This is a genomic window from Streptomyces fodineus (assembly GCF_001735805.1).
Lineage (GTDB): Bacteria > Actinomycetota > Actinomycetes > Streptomycetales > Streptomycetaceae > Streptomyces > Streptomyces fodineus.
On record NZ_CP017248.1, the window covers coordinates 6,830,414 to 6,849,483 of the forward strand.

Below are 19,070 nucleotides of genomic sequence, written 5' to 3' on the forward strand. Positions count from 1 at the left end.
CGCAAGGGCTCCGCCGCCGGGACGCGGCCGATGGAGTGAAACGGGCGCCGACGGAAGGCCCCATGACGGCTCATGAGCCGCCCCGGCCCCCCGAGACCCCGTTGTCACACCCCGGGCGTACGCTGTATGGCTGTCTGTCAACGGGGGAAACCGGGAGTCGTCGTGTTCGAGAGTGTGGGGTCACTCGCCGCCGGACCGTGGATCTATGCCGCGGTGGTCGTGTCCGTTCTGCTCGACGTATTCGTTCCCGTGCTGCCGAGCGGCGTGCTCGTCATCACGGCGGGTACGGCAGCGGCGGCGGGGACGGGAGCGGCGGCCGGCCGCGTCCCGCGCGACGTGCCGGATCTGCTGGCCCTGGTCCTGTCCGCGGCGACCGCCTCGGTCCTCGGCGATCTGGTGGCCTACCGTCTGGCCTGGCGGGGCGGTGAGCGGCTGGACCGCGCGATAGCCCGCTCCCGGCGGCTGACCACCGCGCAGGAACGTCTCGGCGAGGCGCTGGCCCGCGGCGGCGGCGCGCTGGTCGTGCTCGCCCGCTTCGCCCCCGCCGGCCGCTCGGTCGTCTCCTTCGGCGCCGGCGCCGCCCATCGCCGCGCCCGCGACTTCCTCCCCTGGTCCGCCCTGGCCGGCCTCTCCTGGGCCGCGTACAGCGTCGCCCTCGGCTACTACGGCGCCCAGTGGCTCGGCGCCACCTGGCTCGCCACGGCCGTCTCCGTCGCCGCCCTGTTCGCCGCGGGCGCGGCAGCGGGCTACCTGATGCGGCGCCGGCCGGCCTGACCGCCAGGGTGTCAGCAGCTCGCCAGGTAGTTCGTCAGTGCGCGCTTCTCGGCGGAGTCGACCGAGAGGTCGTAGTAGTACTTCACCTGGACCCAGGCGCGGACGTACGTGCAGAGGTACGCGGTGCGGGACGGGACCCAGGTCGAGGGGTCCTGGTCGCCCTTGGCCTGGTTCACGTTGTCGGTGACGGCGAGGAGCTGGGGGCGGGTGACGTCGTTGGCGAAGGCCTGCCGCTATGCGGTGGTCCACTTGCTCGCGCCGGAGTCCCAGGCCTCGGCCAGCGGGACCAGATGGTCGATGTCGACGTGGGAGGGGGAGGTCCAGGTCGCGCCGTCGTACGGGGAGTACCAGCTGCCGCTGGTCGCGGTGCAGGCGGAGTTCGTGACGACGTTCGTACCGTCCCGCTTGAGGATCCACTCACGGGTGTTGCAGGTGCCGGAGATCGTGATCCAGGTCGGGAAGAGGGAGCGCTGGTAGCCGGTGCGGTTCTCGGTGGCGACCGTGAGCTGGGAGAGGTAGCCGCGGGCGGTGGTGGCGCTGACCGGCGTCGGGAGGGCGGCCGAGGCGCTCGGGGAGGTGACGTGCTCATGCCACAACAAGGGGCGGGGCGGGGTTTCCGGCAGAACCTTCACATCCCTTACGATGGGGAGCGCAGAAGGGGAGTAGCTCTTCGCCGGACCGTCGACATACTGCTCAGCCAGCCTGAGCCGGCGCCCGGAGGCGGACCTCACACAGGCCGCCGGCGAGACCTTCGGCAAGCAGTGCACGCCCGTGTCCCACGACACGGGCGCCGAGTGTGCTGCCGTGCCGAGGTGTCATCGCGTGACGTACCACACTCTCGGCGGGCGGCCCCGACCGATTGAGGAACCTTGATCAGCATCACCGTGACGGCGCTCGCCTTCGGCGTCATCTTCCTCGCCGAACTGCCGGACAAGACCGCGCTCGCCGGCCTCGTCCTCGGCACCCGCTACCGCGCCTCGTACGTCTTCGCGGGCGTCGCCGCCGCCTTCCTGCTGCACGTCGTGCTGGCCGTCGCCGCCGGCAGTGCGCTGACCCTGCTGCCCCGGCAGATCGTGCACGCCGTCACCGGCGTCCTCTTCCTCGGCGGCGCCGCGATGCTGCTGCTGCAGAAGGGCGGGGACGAGGAGGAGATCAGGAAGCCCGCCGACCAGTCCTTCTGGAAGGTCGCCGGTACGGGCTTCATGCTGATCCTCGTCGCCGAGTTCGGCGATCTCACCCAGATCATGACCGCCAACCTCGCCGCCCGCTACGACGCCCCGGTCTCCGTCGGCCTCGGCGCGGTGCTCGGCCTGTGGGCCGTCGCCGGACTCGGCATCGTCGGCGGAAAGGCCCTGATGAAGAAGGTGCCGCTGCGGCTGATCACGCAGATCGCCGCGCTGCTGATGCTCGGGCTCGGGGTGTGGAGCCTGTACGAGGCCGTGGCCGGCTGAGCTGAACGGCGGGTGAACCCTTTCCGGATGCGGTGGCGGGAGCGCCCCGGGTTTTGTACCGTGGAGGAACAAAGTGGCTCCCGCCCGTTTTCCCTGACCGGCGGGCGGGGCTCCTTTGTCCCTTCGGGGCTTGTCCTGCCCTCAGGGCCTTCTTCGTTCCTGGAGCTGCCGATGACGGCCACCGCCACGCCCACCGTCCTCATCGCCCGCGCCCTCCTGCTCGACATGGACGGCACCCTCGTCAACTCGGACGCCGTCGTCGAGCGCGTCTGGCGGCGCTGGGCCGAGCGGCACGGGCTGGACGGCGACGAGGTGATGCAGGTCGTCCACGGCCGGCAGGGACACGCCTCCATGGCCCTCCTCCTGCCCGGCCGGCCCATGGAGCAGAACCTCGCCGACAACGCGCGCATGCTCGCCGAGGAGACAGCCGACACCGACGGCGTGGTCGAGATCCCCGGCGCGAGCACCTTCCTCGCCTCCCTGCGCGGCCTTACGCACGCGCTGGTGACCTCCGCCGACGTCGCACTGTCCACCGCGCGCATGAACGCCGCCGGGCTGCCGGTCCCGGAGATCCGGATCACCGCCGAGTCGGTCGGCGCGAGCAAGCCGGACCCCGAGGGTTTCCTGAAGGGCGCGGCCGAGCTGGGTGTGGATCCGGGGGACTGCGTGGTCTTCGAGGACTCCGGTGCGGGCATCGCCGCCGGGCGCTCCGCGGGGATGACGGTGGTGGGGGTCGGCCCCCGCGCCGGTGTGCACGGACCCGATGTGGTGGTGCGGGATCTCACGCAGGTGCGGGTCGAGGCGACGGGTGCCGGGGCGATCCGGTTGCACATCGGCTGACGCGGTGTTCCGGCGGCGCGCGCGAAGGGGCTCCGCCCTCTGGCCCCTCCGACGGGCTTGCCTACGGCTCCGACGTCTCCGCCTCCAGGCTCCTCCGGGTCGCCGGCCCGTACACCCCGAGGGGGTCGCTCCAGATGCCCCGGGCCAGTTGGTAGTTGCGTACCGCGTCCTCGACCGGGCGGGTGTAGACGCCGTCGATCTGGTCGGCGTACAGGTTCAACTGCCGTAGCCGCAGCTGGAGTTCAGCCACCTCTGGGCCGTCGTCGCCGGGTTGCAGCACCGGGGCGACGGCGGGGGTGGTCCGCGCGTTGGCGGAGGCCGTCACGGATGCGGTGGGTACGGCAGGGTGGGAGGTCCCGGCGGAAGCGGAGGGCGTCGGCGACGTGGACGGCGTGGCCGACCTGGCCGACCGGCTGGGGGCGCTCGCCGACACGGACGGCAACGGCACGGCCGGGCGGGACACGGCGGGGGAGGAGGGCGCCGCCGGAGACGCCGGCCCCGGTGCGCTCACGTCCGGAATCCTCTCCCTGACCTCATGAGCCGCCCCCTCCCGGGACGGCGTGTGATACGCCAGCAGACCACTCGCAACCCCGGCCACCGCCACGACGGCCACACCGGCCCCGGCGACCACCAGCAGAACACCACGCCGGACCACCCCGCCGCCGCCCGTAGCCTCCACAACACCGGGAGCGGCCCCGACGCCCGTGCCATCCTGGTTGCTGTTGCTGTTGCTGTTGCTGCCGTCGCCGGTCCCGTGGGTCGCGTCGCTCCGGCCGCTGTCTCCGTTGTTGCCGGCCCCGCCCGTGCTGCCGCTGTTGCCGGCTCCGCCAGCCGCGCCGGCCCCGTCGGCGCGACCCCCCTCGGGCTCCGACGGCCGGGGCTCGGTGGTCGGTGTCGTTACGTACGGCCGTATCCGCAGTGGGTCGAAGTCCTCCGCCGCTGCCGCCTCGGCCGTGCGGGTCTGGCGCAGGGCCTCGGCCGTGCGTTCGGTGCAGTCGCAGGACGGGCTTCGGTCCGGGCCCCTCGGTGTCCCGCACTCCGGGCAGGTGTGGCCCTCGGAACCCCCGGAATCAGTCACGTGTTCGTCCCTCCCCTCGCGAACTACAGAGACTATGCGCAACTTCTTCGCATCCGCCGCCGGAAACGCGGGACTCAACAGGCCATAAACGGTGACACCGACCACGATGGAGAAGGTGCACCGAGCCCCTGAGTCCCGGGAGGTCTCCATGGCCTTGGACACGCACGGCACGGAGAAGGAGATACAGGCCGCCGAGCACGTCTCCGGCAATGTGTTCGTCTCGATCGGCGCCCTGCTCCTCGGGCTGCTGCTCGCCGCGCTCGACCAGACGATCGTGTCGACCGCGCTGCCGACGATCGTGAGCGACCTCGGCGGTCTGGAGCATCTGTCCTGGGTCGTCACCGCCTACTTGCTGGCCTCGACCGCCGCGACCCCCCTGTGGGGCAAGCTCGGCGACCAGTACGGGCGCAAACGGCTCTTCCAGACCGCGATCGTCATCTTCCTCGTCGGCTCCGCGCTGTGCGGCATGGCGCAGGACATGCCCCAGCTGATCGGCTTCCGCGCGCTGCAGGGCCTGGGCGGCGGCGGGCTGATCGTGCTGTCGATGGCGATCGTCGGGGACATCGTGCCACCGCGTGAACGCGGGCGCTATCAGGGGCTGTTCGGGGCCGTGTTCGGGGCGACGAGTGTGCTCGGGCCGCTGCTCGGCGGGCTGTTCACCGAGCATCTGAGCTGGCGCTGGGTGTTCTACGTCAATCTCCCCGTCGGTGTCGTCGCGCTCGCCGTGATCGCCACCGCCCTGCGCATCCCGCGCCGCACCGCCCACCACGTCATCGACTACCTGGGTACGTTCCTGATCGCGGCCGTCGCCACCTGCCTGGTGCTCGTCGCCTCCCTCGGCGGGACCACCTGGGCCTGGGGCTCGCCGCAGATCGTCGGGCTCGCGGGCTTGGGCATCCTGCTGGCCGTGGCGTTCGTCGCCGTCGAGCGGCGGGCCGCCGAACCCGTCCTGCCGCTGAAGCTGTTCGGCATCCGCACCTTCACCCTCGCCGCCGTCATCAGCTTCATCGTCGGCTTCGCCATGTTCGGCGCGATGACCTATCTGCCGACCTTCCTCCAGGTCGTGCACGGCATCTCCCCGACGCTGTCCGGCGTGCACATGCTGCCCATGGTCATCGGCCTGCTGCTGTCGTCCACGATCTCCGGGCAGATCGTCAGCCGTACCGGCCGCTGGAAGGTGTTCCCGGTCGCCGGTACCGCCGTCACCGCGATCGGCCTGCTTCTGCTGCACCGGCTCGACGAGCACAGCTCCACCGCCCAGATGAGCGCCTGCTTCTTCGTGTTCGGCCTCGGTCTCGGCCTGGTCATGCAGGTGCTCGTCCTCATCGTGCAGAACGCGGTGTCGTACGAGGACCTGGGCGTCGCCACCTCCGGCGCGACCTTCTTCCGCTCCATCGGCGCCTCCTTCGGTGTGGCGATCTTCGGCACGGTCTTCGCGAGCCGCCTCGGCGACAAGCTCGCCGCCGCCTTCCGGGGCGTCCCGCTGCCGCCCGGCGTCTCCGCGAACGCCCTCAAGTCCGATCCGCGCGGCATCGCCGCCCTGCCGCCCGCCCTGCGCCCGGCGGCTCTGCACGCGTACGCGTCCGCGATCACCGCCGTCTTCCTGTACGCCGCCCCCGTCGCCCTCCTCGGCTTCCTGCTGGCCTGGTTCCTGAAGGAGGACCGGCTGCGCGGCTCGGTCACCGCGCCGGACGTCTCCGAGACCATCGCGCCCAACCCGGTCGAGCGGTCCTCCTACGACGAGTGCGTGCGGGCCCTGTCCCTGCTCGGCACCCGCGAGGGCCGCCGTGAGATCTACGGGAAGATCACCGAGCGGGCCGGGTACGACCTGCTGCCCGCCGCCAGCTGGATGCTGCTGCGGATCCGCAAGTACGGCTCGGTCGAGCCGGGTGTGCTCGCCGAGCGCAGCCCCGTCCCGCTCGACGTGGTCCTCGCCGCCGCCCGCCAGGTCGAGGAACGGCGCCTCGCCGAACGCCGGGGCCTGGACCTGTACTTGACCGATTCCGGCCGCGCGGTCGCCGAACACCTCGCCAAGGCCCGCGAGGAGTCCCTCGCCGAACTCCTCGGCGACTGGTGGGGACCCGGCCGCTCGACCGACCTGACCAAGCTCGTCAGGGAACTCACCGGGGAACTGTGCGGCACCGAGCGGGAGCGCCCGCGCGACGGGGCATTGCATCGGTAAGCGCCGTGGCTGGTTCTGGCCGTTTCCGGGTGCGGGTCCGTCGTGAGCTGGTCGCGCAGTTCCCCGCGCGCCTGGGGTTTGCAGCTCCGTCGGCCGAATCCGTTCCGCAGACTGTCTGCCGTGAACCGTACCGACCGCCTCTACGCCCTCGTCGAGGAGCTGCGTGCCGCCGCTCCCCGCCCCCGCAGCGCCCGTGCGCTCGCCCGGCGCTTCGAGGTCAGTGTCCGCACGATCGAGCGGGACCTGGCCGCGTTGCAGCAGTCCGGGGTGCCCATCCACGCCGAGCCGGGCCGCAACGGGGGGTATGTGCTCGACCGGGAACGCACGCTGCCGCCGCTGACCATCACCCCGGCCGAGGCGACCGCCCTCGCCGTCGGGCTGCACGCCCTCGCCGGGACGCCGTTCGCGGTGGACGCGCGCAGCGCGCTGCACAAGGTGCTGGCCGTGCTGCCGCAGCCGGAGCGCGAGGCGGCGGCCCGGCTGACCGACCGGGTACGGCTGCTCGTGCCGCCCGCCCGCCCGGCGCGGCCCGCCGGACCCGTGGTGCCCGCCGCCCTCCGGGAGGCGCTGACGGCGGGCCGGGTGCTGCGCCTGGAGTATGCCGACGCCGCCGGCCGGGTCACCGCGCGGGACGTGGAACCGCTCGGCTTCCTCGGCGGACCGGAGCACTGGTACCTGGCCGGCTGGTGCCGGCTGCGGGACGCCCCGCGTGGCTTCCGGCTGGACCGGGTCCGCGCGGCGACGGCCCTGGACGAGCGGGCCCCGCACCGGGTGGTCGACCTCGCCGCGCTCGACACCCTCGGCTCCGACGTCGTACCGCTCGACGCGGCGACCGTGATGTGACGGCAATCACCGACAGGGGGGTGTCGCGGGCCGGGCGGAGGCTGAGGCCATGACAACGACTTCGCACACCGGTCACCGCATACTGACCACCGCGACCGGTATCGCCCTCTTCGACCGCTGGACCGCCTTGTGGAACGGCGACTTCAGCGACCCGGAGGCCTTCCTCGCCCCCGGCTTCCGCATCCGCTTCGCCAACGATCCCGAGCGGGGCTCGGTCACCGACGAGGTGCACGGCCCCGCCGGGATCGTCGGCCTGATCTCCGCCTTCCGCGAGGAGAAGCCCGGATTGCGGTTCTTCGTCGACGGCACGCCGACGGTGGACGGCGCGCTCGGCCGGGCCGCCTGCTGCTGGTACGTGACCCTGGCGGACGGCTCGCAGAAGAGCGGCATCGACCTGTTCGACGTGGTGGACGGGCGCATCGCCACGGTCTGGTCGGTGACCGGACTGCGTCGCTTCGCGGACTGACCACCGTTTGTGGCTCCCCTTCCGGGTCACCCGGAGGGGGAGCCGGCCAGTGGGGCCGGCCCGATCGGAAGGCAGCCATGTCCACAGGCATGATCGTGTTGATCGTGATCGTGGCGGTCGTGGTCGTCGGTGCGGCCGTCGCCCCGGTCCTGCGCGGCCGGACACGGCGTGGCGGACCCGGTCTGAGGCGGCGCTTCGGGCCCGAGTACGAGCGGGCCGTGGCCCTGCACGACGGGGACACCAAGGCCGCCGAACGGGAGCTGACCGAGCGCGTCCAACGCCACGGTGACCTGCGGGAACGCCCGCTGGATCCGGCCGGGCGGGAGCAGTACGCGGCCCGCTGGACGGCCGTGCAGGAACACTTCGTCGACGCGCCGCGGCAGGCCGTGGCCGAGGCCGACCGGCTGCTCGCGGAGCTCGCCGTCGCGCGCGGCTACCCGGACGGCGGGCACTACGAGGAGCAGCTCGCCGCGCTGTCCGTGCACCACGCCGACCATGTCGACGGCTACCGGCAGGTGCACCGGGTGGCCCGTACCGGGGCGAGTGACGCGATGACCGAGGCCGGGTCCGGCACGGAGGAGATGCGCTCGGCGCTCGTGGGCGCCCGCGCCCTCTTCGACGACCTGACCCGCACCGGCGCAGGCGGCTCGAGCCCGGGTCGCCACCGTGCCCCCACCTCGCGGGTCCTCAACAGGGGTCATCTGAAGGAGAGTTGACGGTCATGTCGGACAGGACGAGCGGCCCCGGCGACGAACGCCCCGCCGGCCGTATCCCGCCGCCACCGGACGAGGACTGGACCCCGGAGGACGCGGCACCGGCCCGTCACACGCAGAGGGAGCACATACGGCGAGATCCCTCCCCGGAGGAGCGACTCCCCGGCGAACCCCCGCCCCCACCCGCCGCACCCTCCCGTCTCCCCGGCTCGACCGGCCCCGGCACAGAGGGCCTGACAGCCGACGACCGCACCCCCGAGGACACGCCCCCACACCCTCCGGGCCCGGCAGGCATCACCACCCCACCCGGGCAGCCACCCCGCCCCGCGGGGCCGGCCGCCGACGACCTCTTCTCGGAGGACGCCCCCTCGCACCGCCCGGACCCCACCGACACCGTGGGCCTGCACCCCGACACGGAGGACCTGTCCGGCCTGGCCACGGACGAGGGCGGCGGAATGCCGGGCGAAGACCTGCTGCCGGGCGAGAGCCGGATGTCCGGTGAGAGTGCGATGCCGGACGACGGGCTGGGCGTCCCCTCTCCCGGTGAGGTGACCGCGCGCGAGGCGCACACGACCGAGTCCCGGGAGCCGGACGCATGGCCGACGGCACCGGGCCGTACCGCAAGGGCCGGCGCCCCCGGGCCGGGCCCCGCCCCCTCCGGCGCCGTCGGCGAGGCGGCCCCCGCCCCCTCCGGTACCGGCGCCCCCCTTCTGTCGCACGATGAGACGGACCGCTGGGAGCGGCGGATGCGGGAGGTTGCCGCCGGGTTCGTGGAGCGGCCTCAGGGGTCCGTCGAGGAGGCCGACCGGGTGGTGGAGGAGATCGCGAGGCGGTTCGGTGAGGCCGTGGAGCGGCGGCGGCGTACGCTGCGGCGCTCCTGGGAGGCCTCCGTGGACCGCGGCCCGGGGTCGGAGACCGACACCGAGCAGCTCAGGCTGGCCCTCAGGGACTACCGCGAGCTGGCCGCGCGTCTGCTGCACCTCTGAAGCAGGCCGGCCGGCCCCGTTATGTCATCCTGCGCCGTCGCCACTCCCGTACGACCTCCTCCACGTCGTACGGCTTCTTGCCCAGCGGCGGACCGGGCGGCGGCTTGAACATCATGTCCTTGATCTTGACGTTGACGTCCTCGATGATCTTGCGGGCGATCCGTTCCGAGGGGGCCGCATACGCCGCCGTGAGCGCGTCCTCGGCCTCCTTGCGCAGGGCGAGGGCGGGAGGCAGGACGGACAGGCCCTCGCGTGCCATCTTCCGTTTGACCCACCACAGTTCGTCGTAGGCGGAGTCGAGGTCGGCGGGCAGTGGCTCACCCGTGCCGGGCAGCCGCTCGAACTCTCCGCGCCCCTGCGCATCGCGGATCTGCCTGTCGACCCAGGACTCGAACGGCACCCCGGGTGGCTTTCGCTCGGTCATGAGCCCATTGTGCCGGACGCGGCCCGGCCGGGCGTTTTATCATGCGGCGTCGGTACGGCAATCCAGCTGCCGTGCAGGGACGTCGGACGTCGCAGGGGGAAACGCACGTGCTCGAACTCACCATGGCCACCGTCTCCGGGGACGACGCGGGTGCCACGGCCGGTATGACGATGGCCGACGCGCCGAGCGAGCCGGGCGCCGTGCTCCGCGTCGGCCGGGACGCCTCGGTGTGCCGGCTGGTCACCCCGGAGGACTGGCTGTTCGTCTCCCGGGTGCATCTGGAGTTCCTGTGCGCCCCCGACGGAGGCTGGCAACTCACCTGGCTGCGCGGCTCACAGCCCGATCCGTCCTCCGAAGTGCGGCTGGTGATCGGGGAGTACGCGCAGCCCCTCGGCTACGGCGCGACCGTACGGCTGCCGCACGGCGGGTCCGGCGAGATCGTCGTCCAGGACCGCACCGCGCCGCGCAGCGTCAACGTCGGCTTCTACCAAGAGGTTTGAGCCGAGCCCCCGGCGAGGAGGCAGTGGCTCAGGCCAGTACCCGCGCCAGCGCGAAGCCGTCGTAGCCCTTCGTGCCTACCGTCTGGATCGCCGTACCCGTCAGCCGCGGATGCGAGGCGATCAGCTCGATCGCGGCGCGGGTGCCCACGACGTCCGGCTCGGTGCTGCTCGCGTCGGTGACCCGGCCACCGCGCACCACGTTGTCCAGCACGATCAGGCTGCCGGTGCGGGTGAGCCGCAGCGCCCACTCCACGTAGTGCGCGTTGTTGGCCTTGTCGGCGTCGATGAAGACCAGGTCGAACGGGGCCGGGTTCTCGTCGGCGAGCTGGGGCAGCGACTCCAGGGCCGCGCCCACCCGGATCTCCGCGATCTTGTCGAGGCCGGCCCGGGCGATGTTCCGGCCGGCCACTTCGGCGTGCCGGGGGTCGTACTCCAGCGACACCAGTCTGCCGTCCTCGGGCAGCGCGCGGGCCAGCCAGATCGTGCTGTAGCCGCCGAGTGTGCCGATCTCCAGGATGTGCCGCGCGCCCTGCACCTGGGCGAGCAGCTGGAGGAACTTGCCCTGTGCCGCGGTCACGGCGATGTCCGGCAGCCCCGCGGCGTCGTTCTCGCGCACGGCTGCCCGCAGTGCCTCGTCGTCGGGGGCGAGTTGGGTGGTGAAGTAGTCGTCGACGTCGTCCCAGAGCTGGGAGTCGCTCATCGTCCTGTTGCCTTTCCCGAGTGTCTGCCCTTCCCTGGGACATCGTCTCAGCCCACGGGCGTCCACGGGATGATCATCGGCGGTTTGCGGCCAGGCCGGGCCCCCGGCGGCCACGAGCACCCCGAAGGGCACCCCCTACGGCGCCTGCCGCTGCTCCACCGCCGGGGCGGAACCCGGCAGCGGCCGCCCCGCCGACTCCGACATTCGCCACACGGCGAAACCGCCCACGACAGCCGCGGCCATCATGTAGTACGCGGGCATCATCATGTTGCCCGTCGCCCCGATCAGCGCGGTCACGACCAGCGGGGTCGTCCCGCCGAACAGGGACACGGACACGTTGAAGCCGATGGACAGGGAGCCGTACCGCACGCGCGTCGGGAAGAGAGCGGGCAGCGCGGCGGGCATCGCCGCCGTGAAGCACACCAGCAGCAGACCCAGCGCCCCCATGCCCAGCGCGACGGCGAGCAGGCTGCCCTGGCGGATCAGCAGCAGGGCCGGAATGGACAGGAGCAGGAAGCCCGCGCAGCCGGCCGCGATCACCGGGCGGCGGCCGATCCGGTCGGTCAGCGCGCCCGCGAACGGCTGGACGATCATCATCAGGGCCATCACGCCCAGCACCACCAGCAGGCCGTGCGTCTCGTCGTACTTCAGCTCACTGGTGAGGTAGCTCGGCATGTACGACAGCAGCATGTAGTCGGTGACGTTGAAGACCAGCACCAGGCCCATGCACAGCAGCAGCGCCTTCCACTGGGCCGCCACCATCTCGCGCAGCGGCACCTTCGGCCGGGCCGCCTCCGCCTTCTCCACCTCGGCCGCGAACGCCGGGGTCTCCTCCAGACGCATCCGCAGATACAGGCCGATGATGCCCATCGGGCCCGCGATCAGGAACGGGATGCGCCAGCCCCACGACACCAGGTCGTGCGAGGACAGCAGGGCGGTCATCAGCGTGACCAGGCCCGCGCCGCCGATGTAGCCCGCCAGCGTGCCGAACTCCAGCCAGCTGCCGAAGAAGCCGCGCTTCTTGTCGGGTGCGTACTCGGCGATGAAGGTCGACGCGCCCGCGTACTCACCGCCGGTGGAGAAGCCCTGCACCAGCCGGGCGGCCAGCAGCAGGAGCGGCGCGCCCACGCCGATCGAGGCGTACGACGGGATCAGGCCGATCGCGAACGTACCCGCCGCCATCATGATCATCGTGAGGGCCAGCACCTTCTGGCGGCCCACGCGGTCGCCCAGCGGGCCGAAGACCATGCCACCGAGCGGACGGACCAGGAAGGCCGCCGCGAAGGCGCCGAAGGTCGACAGCAGCTGCGCGGTCGGGTTGCCGGACGGGAAGAAGACCTTGCCCAGGGTGACCGCGATGTAGCTGTAGACACCGAAGTCGAACCACTCCATCGCGTTGCCGAGCGCGGCCGCCTTGACGGCACGCCTGACGAGCGCGGGGTCGGTGACGGTGACGTCGGCCGGGGCCTCGGCGGTCCGGCGGGTCTTCGGATACGGGGAGACGGCAGTGGCAGTCGCCAAAACGGGGCTCGCCTACCTTTCGACGGGGACAGGGGCGCGGTCCGTGCGGCGACGCTGCCGGGAAACGGGCCGAAAAACGACCATAGGCGTACTTCGCCCTCTAACGGCATGTATACAGCTAGCTGCACACTGCAACTAAATGCTGCGTATGAGGTACGTCTGCCCACTCATGATCAGCCATTCCGCTTCTGTCCTGTGATCCTTCTCGCGCCCTGGCCGGGGAACCGAACCCGCCGCCGACAGTCGTCATCCGGACAAAAGGAGAACGGACGTCAGGTGAATCAGGGGTTGCCCGCGTCCTTCTCCGGGGGGATGCAGCCCTCATAGGGTTCGCGGAAGAACCCGGCGTGAACGGCGCCGGGACGAAACGGGGCGGGAGGCCGACGAGGCGTGGCGAACGTGGAGCACGGCGGGCGACCAGCGGACACCCTCGACAGCGGCCTCATAGGCGCACGGCTGCGCGCGGCCCGGCTCGGCCTGTGGGCGGTCGCCGCGATCCTCGCCATACGGCAGCTGACCGTCGTCCTCACCACGCCGAGCGGCGAACGGCTCACCGACCTGGAGACCTGGGTCGGCCCCCACGGCGTCCTGCACGTGAACGGCTCGATCTACGACTCGACCCGGTTCACCGGCACCCCCTTCGGCGGCCTGGTCCTCAAACCCCTCACCCGCTCCGCCCAGGCCGCCCTCGGCTGGGGCTGGACCTTCGGCACCCTGCTGCTGGTCGTCGCCCTCGGCCTGGTGGCGGCCCGCGCGCTGCCCCAGCCGATCGGCCGCCGCACCTCCCTGCTGGCCGCGCCGGTCGCGATCAGCCTGCTCATGCTGTCGCTGCCGGTCCGCAACGCCCTGTGGCTCGGCCAGACCAGCATCATCCCGGTGCTGCTCGTCCTGCTCGGCTGCTTCACCGTGCGCGGCGAACGCCGCAGCGGGCTGTGCATAGGCCTGGCCGCCGCTCTGCAGCCGACCATGCTGCTCTTCACCCCGCTGCTGTGGTTCACCGGCCGCCGCCGGACCGCCGCCGCCACGGCCGGCGCCTTCGCCGCCTGCACCGCGCTCGCCTGGGCCGCGCTGCCGCACGACTCGTACACCTACTGGGTGCACCACATGGCCGGGACGGGCCTCGGCGGCAAGGCCGACGCCCTCGGCAACCAGTCCCTGCACGGCGCCCTGCTGCGCCTCGGCCTGACCGGCCCGCTGGAGATCGCCCTCTTCCTGCTGCTCGCCGGCGCCGTCGCCGCCCTCGCCCTGCGCCGCGCGGTCCACTACGCCCACGACGGCCAGCTGCTGCTCGCCGTCGCCATCACCGGCTGTGCCGTCGTCGCCGTGTCTCCCACCGCCTGGCAGCACCAGCTGCTGTGGGTGCTGCTCGCGCTGGTCGGCCGCGTCGGCAGACGGGCCTCCGACCGGTTCGTCTGGCCGGTCGCGATGGTCCTGGTGACGAGCCTCCCGGCGAAGATGATGCTGCCGAACGTGGCGGCGATGTACCCGCTGCGCGACAACCTCGTCCTCCTCGCGGCGCTGGCCGCCGCCACGGCCACCCCCTTCCTCTCCCGCACCTCCCCCTACTACCAGTCCCCGATCCCGACGCAGCACGCCCCGCAGGTCCCGGCCCGTTTCCGGCACATACCGCTCCTGCCCCACCTCCGCCGGACCCTCACCCGCCCCAACCTGCTGCTGGAACTGCTGCTCATCCGCGTCGTCTACGCCGCCTACCAGCAGGTCCGCCTCGCCGCGACCGGCGGCAGCAACACCGGGGGCCGGGCGACGGCCGAGCACCACGGCCACCTCGTCATCGACCTCGAACGGTTCCTGCACATCGACATCGAGCGCTCGGCCAACCACGCGGTGGCGAAGATCGGCTGGCTCCGGCACTTCTTCGGCTTCTACTACGAGTCCTTCCACTTCGTGGTGCCCCTGACGGTCCTCGCCGTCCTCTACTGGCGCCGCCCGGTCGACTACCGCTGGGCCCGCTCCTCCCTCGGCTTCGCCACCTTCCTCGCCCTGATCGGCTTCTGGCTGTTCCCGCTGGCCCCGCCGCGCCTGATGCCGGGGCTCGGGATCATCGACACCGTCCACGGCGTCCAGGACTTCTCCAAGCCGGACTACGGCACCCTGACCGCGCTCACCAACCAGTACGCGGCGATGCCGTCGCTGCACTTCGGCTGGGCCCTGTGGTGCGGAGTGGTCATCGCGGTCATCGCCCCGAAGTGGTGGATGAAGGCCCTCGCCCTCCTGCACCCCCTCTTCACCGTCTCCGCCATCATCGCCACCGGCAACCACTGGGTGCTGGACGCGGTGGGCGGAGCGGTGGTGGTGAGCGCCGGGTTCGGGCTGTCGTACGTGTTCCAGGGCCCGCGAGCCCGTGAGGAAAGGGAAGCGATGCCGACGCTCGTTTCGGCGCGCTCAGGTGACCCCGCACTCGAACCAGACCGACTTCCCGGCACCGGCCGGTGACACGCCCCACTTGTCGACCACGGCGTCCAGCAGGACGAGACCGCGACCGCCCTCCGACTCCTGCTCCAAGCCCTTTCCGGTTACGGGAAGTTGACCGAAACCGTCCGTCACCTCGGCCCGTACGCCCGCCGTCCGCCGCGCGAGCAGCACGGTGCAGCGGCGATCCGGTACGTGCCGTACGACGTTGGTGACCAGCTCGCTCATGCCCAGCTCCACGGCGAATGTCAGCTCCGTCAGCTGCCATTCCTGGAGCAGCGAGCGGACGATACGGCGGATGTGGCGCACCGAGTGCTCTCCGACGGTGAGGTTCATGCGGTACTGGGGAGTGTGGGGAAAGTTGAGGTTCACAGGACGAGGTTGACCTCGGATCACTACTCTGGGCTACGGGACGAACACAACGGGTCCGAGAGGGGACTTGGCATGGTGAACATCAACACCCTCGACCCGAGCGCCTCACCGCTCGACTACTACGGCTTCGAGTTGCGTCGCTTCCGGGAGGCGGCGGGACTCACGCAGAAGCAGCTCGGGGACATCATCAACTACACGGGGTCGATGGTCGGCCAGGTGGAGACGGCCCGGAAGCTGCCGACGCTGGACTTCAGCCAGCGGGCGGACGCGGCGCTGTGTACGGGTGGGTTACTGACGCGGCTCCACCCGCTGGTGATGCGAAGCCAACTTCCGGCGTGGTTCCAACAGGTGGCGGAGTTGGAAGCGCGGGCCACCCAGATGAACACCTTCCACACGCACCTGATCCACGGTCTGTTGCAGACCCCGGCCTACGCGCGTGCTGTGCTCGGCGTGCTGGACCAGTCCAACCTCGACGATCGTGCCGCCGCGCGGCTGGCTCGTCAGCACGTCTTCGAGAAGCAGGAGCCACCGGCCTTCTGGGCAATCCTCAGCGAAGCCGCGCTGCTTCAGGAGATCGGCGGTAAGGAGGTCATGCGCGAGCAACTCGCCCACCTTCTGAGGTTCGAGGAAGACCCCCTGATCAACGTCCAGATCCTGCCGTTCTCTGCCGGAGCGCACGCGGGGCTGCAAGGCTCGTTCGACGTCTACCACTTCGAGTACGACCCGGCCATCGTGTATACGGAGGGCTACGGCGGCAGTGGGCATCCAACCGCCAACCGAGCCACCGTCAAGAAGTGCTCACTCCGTTACGATCATCTTCAGGCCGCCGCACTCTCCATCAGGGACTCGGCGGAGCTGATCCGGCGAGTGATGGAGGACCGCTATGGAGACCAACTGGCGTAAGTCCAGCTACAGCGGCGACGAGGGCGGCTCGTGCGTTGAGTGCGCGCCCCTTGGCGGCCTCGCCTGGCGAAAGTCGTCGTACAGCGGGGACCAGGGCGGCGAATGCGTCGAGGTCGCCGACACCCCCTGCGCCACCATCGCCATCCGCGACTCCAAAACCCCGGCGGGACCGATCCTCATGATCGACCCCGCCGCGTTCACCACCTTCGTGAGCTGGACGTCGGCTACAACCGCTGAATGATCGTCCCCGTGGCCAGCCCACCGCCCGCGCACATGGTGATCAGCGCGAACTCCTTGTCCGCGCGTTCCAGTTCGTGCAGGGCGGTGGTGATCAGGCGGGCGCCGGTCGCGCCGACCGGGTGGCCCAGCGCAATCCCACCGCCGTTCACGTTGACCTTGTCCAGGTCCTGTTCGAAGACCTGGGCCCAGCTCAACACCACGGACGCGAACGCCTCGTTGATCTCGACGAGGTCGATGTCCTTCAGGGACATCCCCGCCTTGCCCAGCACCGCCCGCGTCGCGTCGATGGGGCCGTCCAGGTGGAAGTGCGGGTCGGCGCCGACCAGGGCCTGAGCGACGATCCGCGCCCTCGGCTTCAGCTTCAGGGCCCGTGCCATCCGCTTGGACGCCCACATGATGGCCGCCGCCCCATCCGAGATCTGCGACGAGTTGCCCGCCGTATGGACGGCCGTCGGCATCACCGGCTTCAGGCGGGCCAGCGCCTCCATGGACGTGTCCCGCAGGCCCTCGTCCTTGTCGACGAGCCGCCACATGCCCTGGCCGGCGTACTGCTCCTCCTCGGTCGTCGGCACCTGCACGGCGAAGGTCTCCCGCTTGAAGCGTTCCTCGGCCCAGGCGAGGGCCGCCCGCTCCTGGGAGATGAGGCCCAGCCTGTCCACGTCCTTCCTGCTCAACCCCCGGTGCCGGGCGATCCGTTCGGCCGCCTCGAACTGGTTCGGCAGGTCGACGTTCCACTCGTCCGGGAACGGCTTGCCGGGGCCGTGCTTCGAGCCCGAACCCAGCGGGACCCTGCTCATCGCCTCGACCCCGCAGCTGATCCCGACGTCGATCACGCCGCCCGCGACCATGTTGGCCACCATGTGCGAGGCCTGCTGGGAGGAGCCGCACTGGCAGTCGACGGTCGTGGCGGCCGTCTCGTAGGGCAGACCCATGGTCAGCCAGGCCGTGCGCGCGGGGTTCATGGACTGTTCGCCGGCGTGGGTGACCGTGCCGCCGACGCTCTGCTCGACGGCGTCGGCGGGGATGCCGGTGCGGCCGAGGAGTTCACGGTAGGTCTCGCCCAGGAGATAGGCGGGGTGCAGGTTGGCGAGCGCGCCGCCGCGCTTGCCGATCGGGGTGCGGACGGCTTCGACGATCACGGGTTCGGCGGCCATGGGTGCGGGTCCTCTCCGAGAGGGCTCTCCTCCAGAACTGGTACGCGTTCTAGTTCTGTTCAGCAGTCTGCTGACGTGATGTCCATCACCGCAAGGGGCTTGCAGGTGCCGAAGTTGCGATCTGCACGAATTCCGCACGGATTGGGGCTGCCGTACCCCTTGCCACTTGTAGAACCCGTTACTACCTTCACGGCACCCGCTGATGGGCCGTCAGAACGGACGCAGAACGGACGACGGGAGCCGCCATGCACTGCCCCGCGCTGCCCGACGGGTTCGACCTCACCGACCCGGACCTGCTGCACCACCGTGTGCCCCTGCCCGAGTTCGCCGAGCTGCGCCGCACCGAGCCGGTGCGCTGGATCCCGCAGCCGCACGGCCTCGCGGGCTTCGCCGACGACGGCTACTGGGCGGTGACCCGGCACGCCGACGTCAGGTACGTCTCCACGCACCCGGAACTCTTCTCCTCCACCGTCAACACCGCGATCATCCGTTTCAACGAGCACATCGAGCGCGACGCGATCGACGCCCAGCGCCTCATCCTGCTCAACATGGATCCTCCGGAACATACGCGGGTGCGGCAGATCGTGCAGCGCGGCTTCACGCCACGTTCCATCCGCGCCCTGGAGGAGCGGCTCCGCGCACGCGCCGAGGCGATCGTCGCGAGTGCCCGCGCGCGCTCCGGGCCCTTCGACTTCGTCACGGAGGTCGCCTGCGAACTGCCCCTGCAGGCCATCGCGGAGCTGATCGGCGTACCCCAGGAGGACCGGTCCAAGATCTTCGACTGGTCCAACAAGATGATCGCCTACGACGATCCCGAGTACGCCATCACCGAGGAGGTCGGCGCCCAGTCGGCCGCCGAGATCATCGCCTACGCCATGAACATGGCCGCCGAGCGGAAGAAGTGCCCCGCCCACGACATCGTCACGACCCTCGTCGCGGCGGAGGACGAGGGCAACCTGAACTCCGACGAGTTCGGCTTCTTCGTGCTGATGCTGGCGGTGGCCGGCAACGAGACGACCCGCAACGCCATCACGCACGGGATGCATGCCTTCCTGACCCACCCCGAGCAGTGGGAGCTGTTCAAGCGGGAGCGGCCGGGGACGACGGCCGAGGAGATCGTGCGCTGGGCGACCCCGGTCAACGCCTTTCAGCGGACGGCCACCCAGGACACCGAACTGGGCGGGGCCCGGATCAGGAAGGGCGACCGGGTCGGGCTGTTCTACGCCTCCGCCAACCACGACCCCGAGGTCTTCACCGACCCCGACGCCTTCGACATCACCCGCGACCCCAACCCCCACCTGGGCTTCGGCGGCGGCGGCCCGCACTACTGCCTGGGCAAGTCCCTGGCGATCCTGGAGATCGACCTGATCTTCCACGCGATCGCCGAGTCGATGCCCGGCCTGCGCCTGGCCGACCCACCCCGGCGACTGCGCTCGGCCTGGATCAACGGGGTCAAGGAACTCCAGGTCACCACCGGCTGACCCGACGGGCCG

The 19,070-nt window shown here is 71.2% G+C and carries 20 protein-coding genes and 1 pseudogene; 14 read left to right on the plus strand and 7 right to left on the minus strand.

The window, feature by feature from the left end; all coding sequences use genetic code 11:
- The first annotated feature begins 162 nt into the window (after positions 1–162).
- On the plus strand, positions 163–774 hold the full coding sequence (locus tag BFF78_RS29280; protein ID WP_069781143.1) for a DedA family protein: 612 nt from the start codon (positions 163–165) through the stop codon (positions 772–774).
- 11 nt (positions 775–785) lie between these two features.
- Here BFF78_RS29280 and BFF78_RS29285 read toward each other — a convergent pair.
- A pseudogene (locus BFF78_RS29285) lies at positions 786–1,355 on the minus strand (HNH endonuclease family protein); the annotation flags it as partial.
- A 288-nt stretch (positions 1,356–1,643) separates the two neighbouring features.
- Here BFF78_RS29285 and BFF78_RS29290 point away from each other — a divergent pair.
- Together BFF78_RS29290 and BFF78_RS29295 are read left to right on the plus strand one after the other, a co-directional pair.
- Positions 1,644–2,225: a TMEM165/GDT1 family protein gene (locus BFF78_RS29290; protein WP_069781144.1), complete on the plus strand. Its 582-nt coding sequence runs from the start codon at positions 1,644–1,646 to the stop codon at positions 2,223–2,225.
- Positions 2,226–2,396: 171 nt separating this feature from the next.
- Positions 2,397–3,065 carry an HAD family hydrolase gene (locus tag BFF78_RS29295; protein WP_069781145.1) on the plus strand — a complete coding sequence of 223 codons (669 nt, stop codon included), beginning with the start codon at positions 2,397–2,399 and terminating at the stop codon, positions 3,063–3,065.
- A 61-nt stretch (positions 3,066–3,126) separates the two neighbouring features.
- On the opposite strand, the gene BFF78_RS48475 is transcribed toward BFF78_RS29295, so the two are convergent.
- On the minus strand, positions 3,127–3,390 hold the full coding sequence (locus tag BFF78_RS48475) for a peptidoglycan-binding domain-containing protein (protein WP_227025963.1): 264 nt from the start codon (positions 3,388–3,390) through the stop codon (positions 3,127–3,129).
- Positions 3,391–3,397: 7 nt separating this feature from the next.
- Here BFF78_RS48475 and BFF78_RS48480 point away from each other — a divergent pair, with 7 nt between their 5' ends.
- The 6 genes from BFF78_RS48480 (at position 3,398) to BFF78_RS48485 (ending at position 9,333) form a co-directional block, all read left to right on the plus strand.
- Positions 3,398–3,604: a hypothetical protein gene (locus BFF78_RS48480; RefSeq protein WP_227025964.1), complete on the plus strand. Its 207-nt coding sequence runs from the start codon at positions 3,398–3,400 to the stop codon at positions 3,602–3,604.
- 645 nt (positions 3,605–4,249) lie between these two features.
- Positions 4,250–6,325 (plus strand): MDR family MFS transporter, encoded by a 2,076-nt coding sequence (locus BFF78_RS29305; protein ID WP_079161527.1) that lies wholly within the window; start codon positions 4,250–4,252, stop codon positions 6,323–6,325.
- A gap of 120 nt (positions 6,326–6,445) precedes the next feature.
- Positions 6,446–7,168 carry a helix-turn-helix transcriptional regulator gene (locus tag BFF78_RS29310; protein ID WP_069781148.1) on the plus strand — a complete coding sequence of 241 codons (723 nt, stop codon included), beginning with the start codon at positions 6,446–6,448 and terminating at the stop codon, positions 7,166–7,168.
- A 49-nt stretch (positions 7,169–7,217) separates the two neighbouring features.
- Positions 7,218–7,634, plus strand: a complete 417-nt coding sequence (locus BFF78_RS29315) for a nuclear transport factor 2 family protein (RefSeq protein WP_069781149.1) — start codon at positions 7,218–7,220, stop codon at positions 7,632–7,634.
- A gap of 77 nt (positions 7,635–7,711) precedes the next feature.
- Entirely contained in the window at positions 7,712–8,350 is a 639-nt protein-coding gene (locus BFF78_RS29320) for a hypothetical protein (RefSeq protein WP_069781150.1), read from the plus strand.
- A 5-nt stretch (positions 8,351–8,355) separates the two neighbouring features.
- Entirely contained in the window at positions 8,356–9,333 is a 978-nt protein-coding gene (locus tag BFF78_RS48485) for a hypothetical protein (protein WP_227025965.1), read from the plus strand.
- Between the two features lie 19 nt (positions 9,334–9,352).
- Here the strand turns inward: BFF78_RS48485 and BFF78_RS29330 are convergent, their stop codons facing one another.
- A complete protein-coding gene (locus tag BFF78_RS29330; protein WP_069781151.1) occupies positions 9,353–9,757 on the minus strand; it encodes a DnaJ family domain-containing protein in 405 nt (134 codons plus the stop codon).
- 107 nt (positions 9,758–9,864) lie between these two features.
- Here BFF78_RS29330 and BFF78_RS29335 point away from each other — a divergent pair, with 107 nt between their 5' ends.
- Positions 9,865–10,257 (plus strand): FHA domain-containing protein, encoded by a 393-nt coding sequence (locus BFF78_RS29335; protein WP_069781152.1) that lies wholly within the window; start codon positions 9,865–9,867, stop codon positions 10,255–10,257.
- Between the two features lie 28 nt (positions 10,258–10,285).
- Here the strand turns inward: BFF78_RS29335 and BFF78_RS29340 are convergent, their stop codons facing one another.
- Positions 10,286–10,957, minus strand: a complete 672-nt coding sequence (locus BFF78_RS29340; RefSeq protein ID WP_069781153.1) for an O-methyltransferase — start codon at positions 10,955–10,957, stop codon at positions 10,286–10,288.
- A 135-nt stretch (positions 10,958–11,092) separates the two neighbouring features.
- Positions 11,093–12,478 (minus strand): glycine betaine/L-proline transporter ProP, encoded by a 1,386-nt coding sequence (proP, locus tag BFF78_RS29345; RefSeq protein ID WP_069781154.1) that lies wholly within the window; start codon positions 12,476–12,478, stop codon positions 11,093–11,095.
- 390 nt (positions 12,479–12,868) lie between these two features.
- Here proP and BFF78_RS29350 point away from each other — a divergent pair, with 390 nt between their 5' ends.
- Positions 12,869–14,932, plus strand: a complete 2,064-nt coding sequence (locus tag BFF78_RS29350) for a bifunctional glycosyltransferase 87/phosphatase PAP2 family protein (RefSeq protein WP_069781155.1) — start codon at positions 12,869–12,871, stop codon at positions 14,930–14,932.
- On the opposite strand, the gene BFF78_RS29355 is transcribed toward BFF78_RS29350, so the two are convergent.
- Entirely contained in the window at positions 14,882–15,244 is a 363-nt protein-coding gene (locus tag BFF78_RS29355) for an ATP-binding protein (RefSeq protein ID WP_069783885.1), read from the minus strand. The genes BFF78_RS29350 and BFF78_RS29355 overlap by 51 nt on opposite strands.
- Before the next feature lie 108 nt (positions 15,245–15,352).
- Here BFF78_RS29355 and BFF78_RS29360 point away from each other — a divergent pair, with 108 nt between their 5' ends.
- Both BFF78_RS29360 and BFF78_RS29365 read left to right on the plus strand, forming a co-directional pair.
- The gene (locus BFF78_RS29360) at positions 15,353–16,183 is read left to right on the plus strand and encodes a helix-turn-helix domain-containing protein (RefSeq protein ID WP_069781156.1); all 831 of its coding nucleotides are present in this window, start codon (positions 15,353–15,355) and stop codon (positions 16,181–16,183) included.
- Positions 16,164–16,424: a DUF397 domain-containing protein gene (locus BFF78_RS29365; protein WP_069781157.1), complete on the plus strand. Its 261-nt coding sequence runs from the start codon at positions 16,164–16,166 to the stop codon at positions 16,422–16,424. Before BFF78_RS29360 ends, BFF78_RS29365 begins: the two co-directional genes overlap by 20 nt.
- On the opposite strand, the gene BFF78_RS29370 is transcribed toward BFF78_RS29365, so the two are convergent.
- Positions 16,408–17,577: a steroid 3-ketoacyl-CoA thiolase gene (locus BFF78_RS29370; RefSeq protein WP_069781158.1), complete on the minus strand. Its 1,170-nt coding sequence runs from the start codon at positions 17,575–17,577 to the stop codon at positions 16,408–16,410. The genes BFF78_RS29365 and BFF78_RS29370 overlap by 17 nt on opposite strands.
- Before the next feature lie 245 nt (positions 17,578–17,822).
- Here BFF78_RS29370 and BFF78_RS29375 point away from each other — a divergent pair, with 245 nt between their 5' ends.
- Positions 17,823–19,058 (plus strand): cytochrome P450, encoded by a 1,236-nt coding sequence (locus BFF78_RS29375; protein ID WP_069781159.1) that lies wholly within the window; start codon positions 17,823–17,825, stop codon positions 19,056–19,058.
- The last annotated feature ends 12 nt before the right edge of the window (positions 19,059–19,070 follow it).

Coding starts and splice junctions, on each gene's coding strand:
- BFF78_RS29305 (WP_079161527.1), top strand. CDS start 4,250: ATGGAGAAGGTGCACCGAGCCCCTGAGTCCCGGGAGGTCTCCATGGCC.
- BFF78_RS29330 (WP_069781151.1), bottom strand. CDS start 9,757: ATGACCGAGCGAAAGCCACCCGGGGTGCCGTTCGAGTCCTGGGTCGAC.
- BFF78_RS29360 (WP_069781156.1), top strand. CDS start 15,353: ATGGTGAACATCAACACCCTCGACCCGAGCGCCTCACCGCTCGACTAC.
- BFF78_RS29295 (WP_069781145.1), top strand. CDS start 2,397: ATGACGGCCACCGCCACGCCCACCGTCCTCATCGCCCGCGCCCTCCTG.
- BFF78_RS29315 (WP_069781149.1), top strand. CDS start 7,218: ATGACAACGACTTCGCACACCGGTCACCGCATACTGACCACCGCGACC.
- BFF78_RS48485 (WP_227025965.1), top strand. CDS start 8,356: ATGTCGGACAGGACGAGCGGCCCCGGCGACGAACGCCCCGCCGGCCGT.
- BFF78_RS29320 (WP_069781150.1), top strand. CDS start 7,712: ATGTCCACAGGCATGATCGTGTTGATCGTGATCGTGGCGGTCGTGGTC.
- BFF78_RS29375 (WP_069781159.1), top strand. CDS start 17,823: ATGCACTGCCCCGCGCTGCCCGACGGGTTCGACCTCACCGACCCGGAC.
- BFF78_RS29365 (WP_069781157.1), top strand. CDS start 16,164: ATGGAGACCAACTGGCGTAAGTCCAGCTACAGCGGCGACGAGGGCGGC.
- BFF78_RS29370 (WP_069781158.1), bottom strand. CDS start 17,577: ATGGCCGCCGAACCCGTGATCGTCGAAGCCGTCCGCACCCCGATCGGC.
- BFF78_RS29340 (WP_069781153.1), bottom strand. CDS start 10,957: ATGAGCGACTCCCAGCTCTGGGACGACGTCGACGACTACTTCACCACC.
- BFF78_RS29355 (WP_069783885.1), bottom strand. CDS start 15,244: ATGAACCTCACCGTCGGAGAGCACTCGGTGCGCCACATCCGCCGTATC.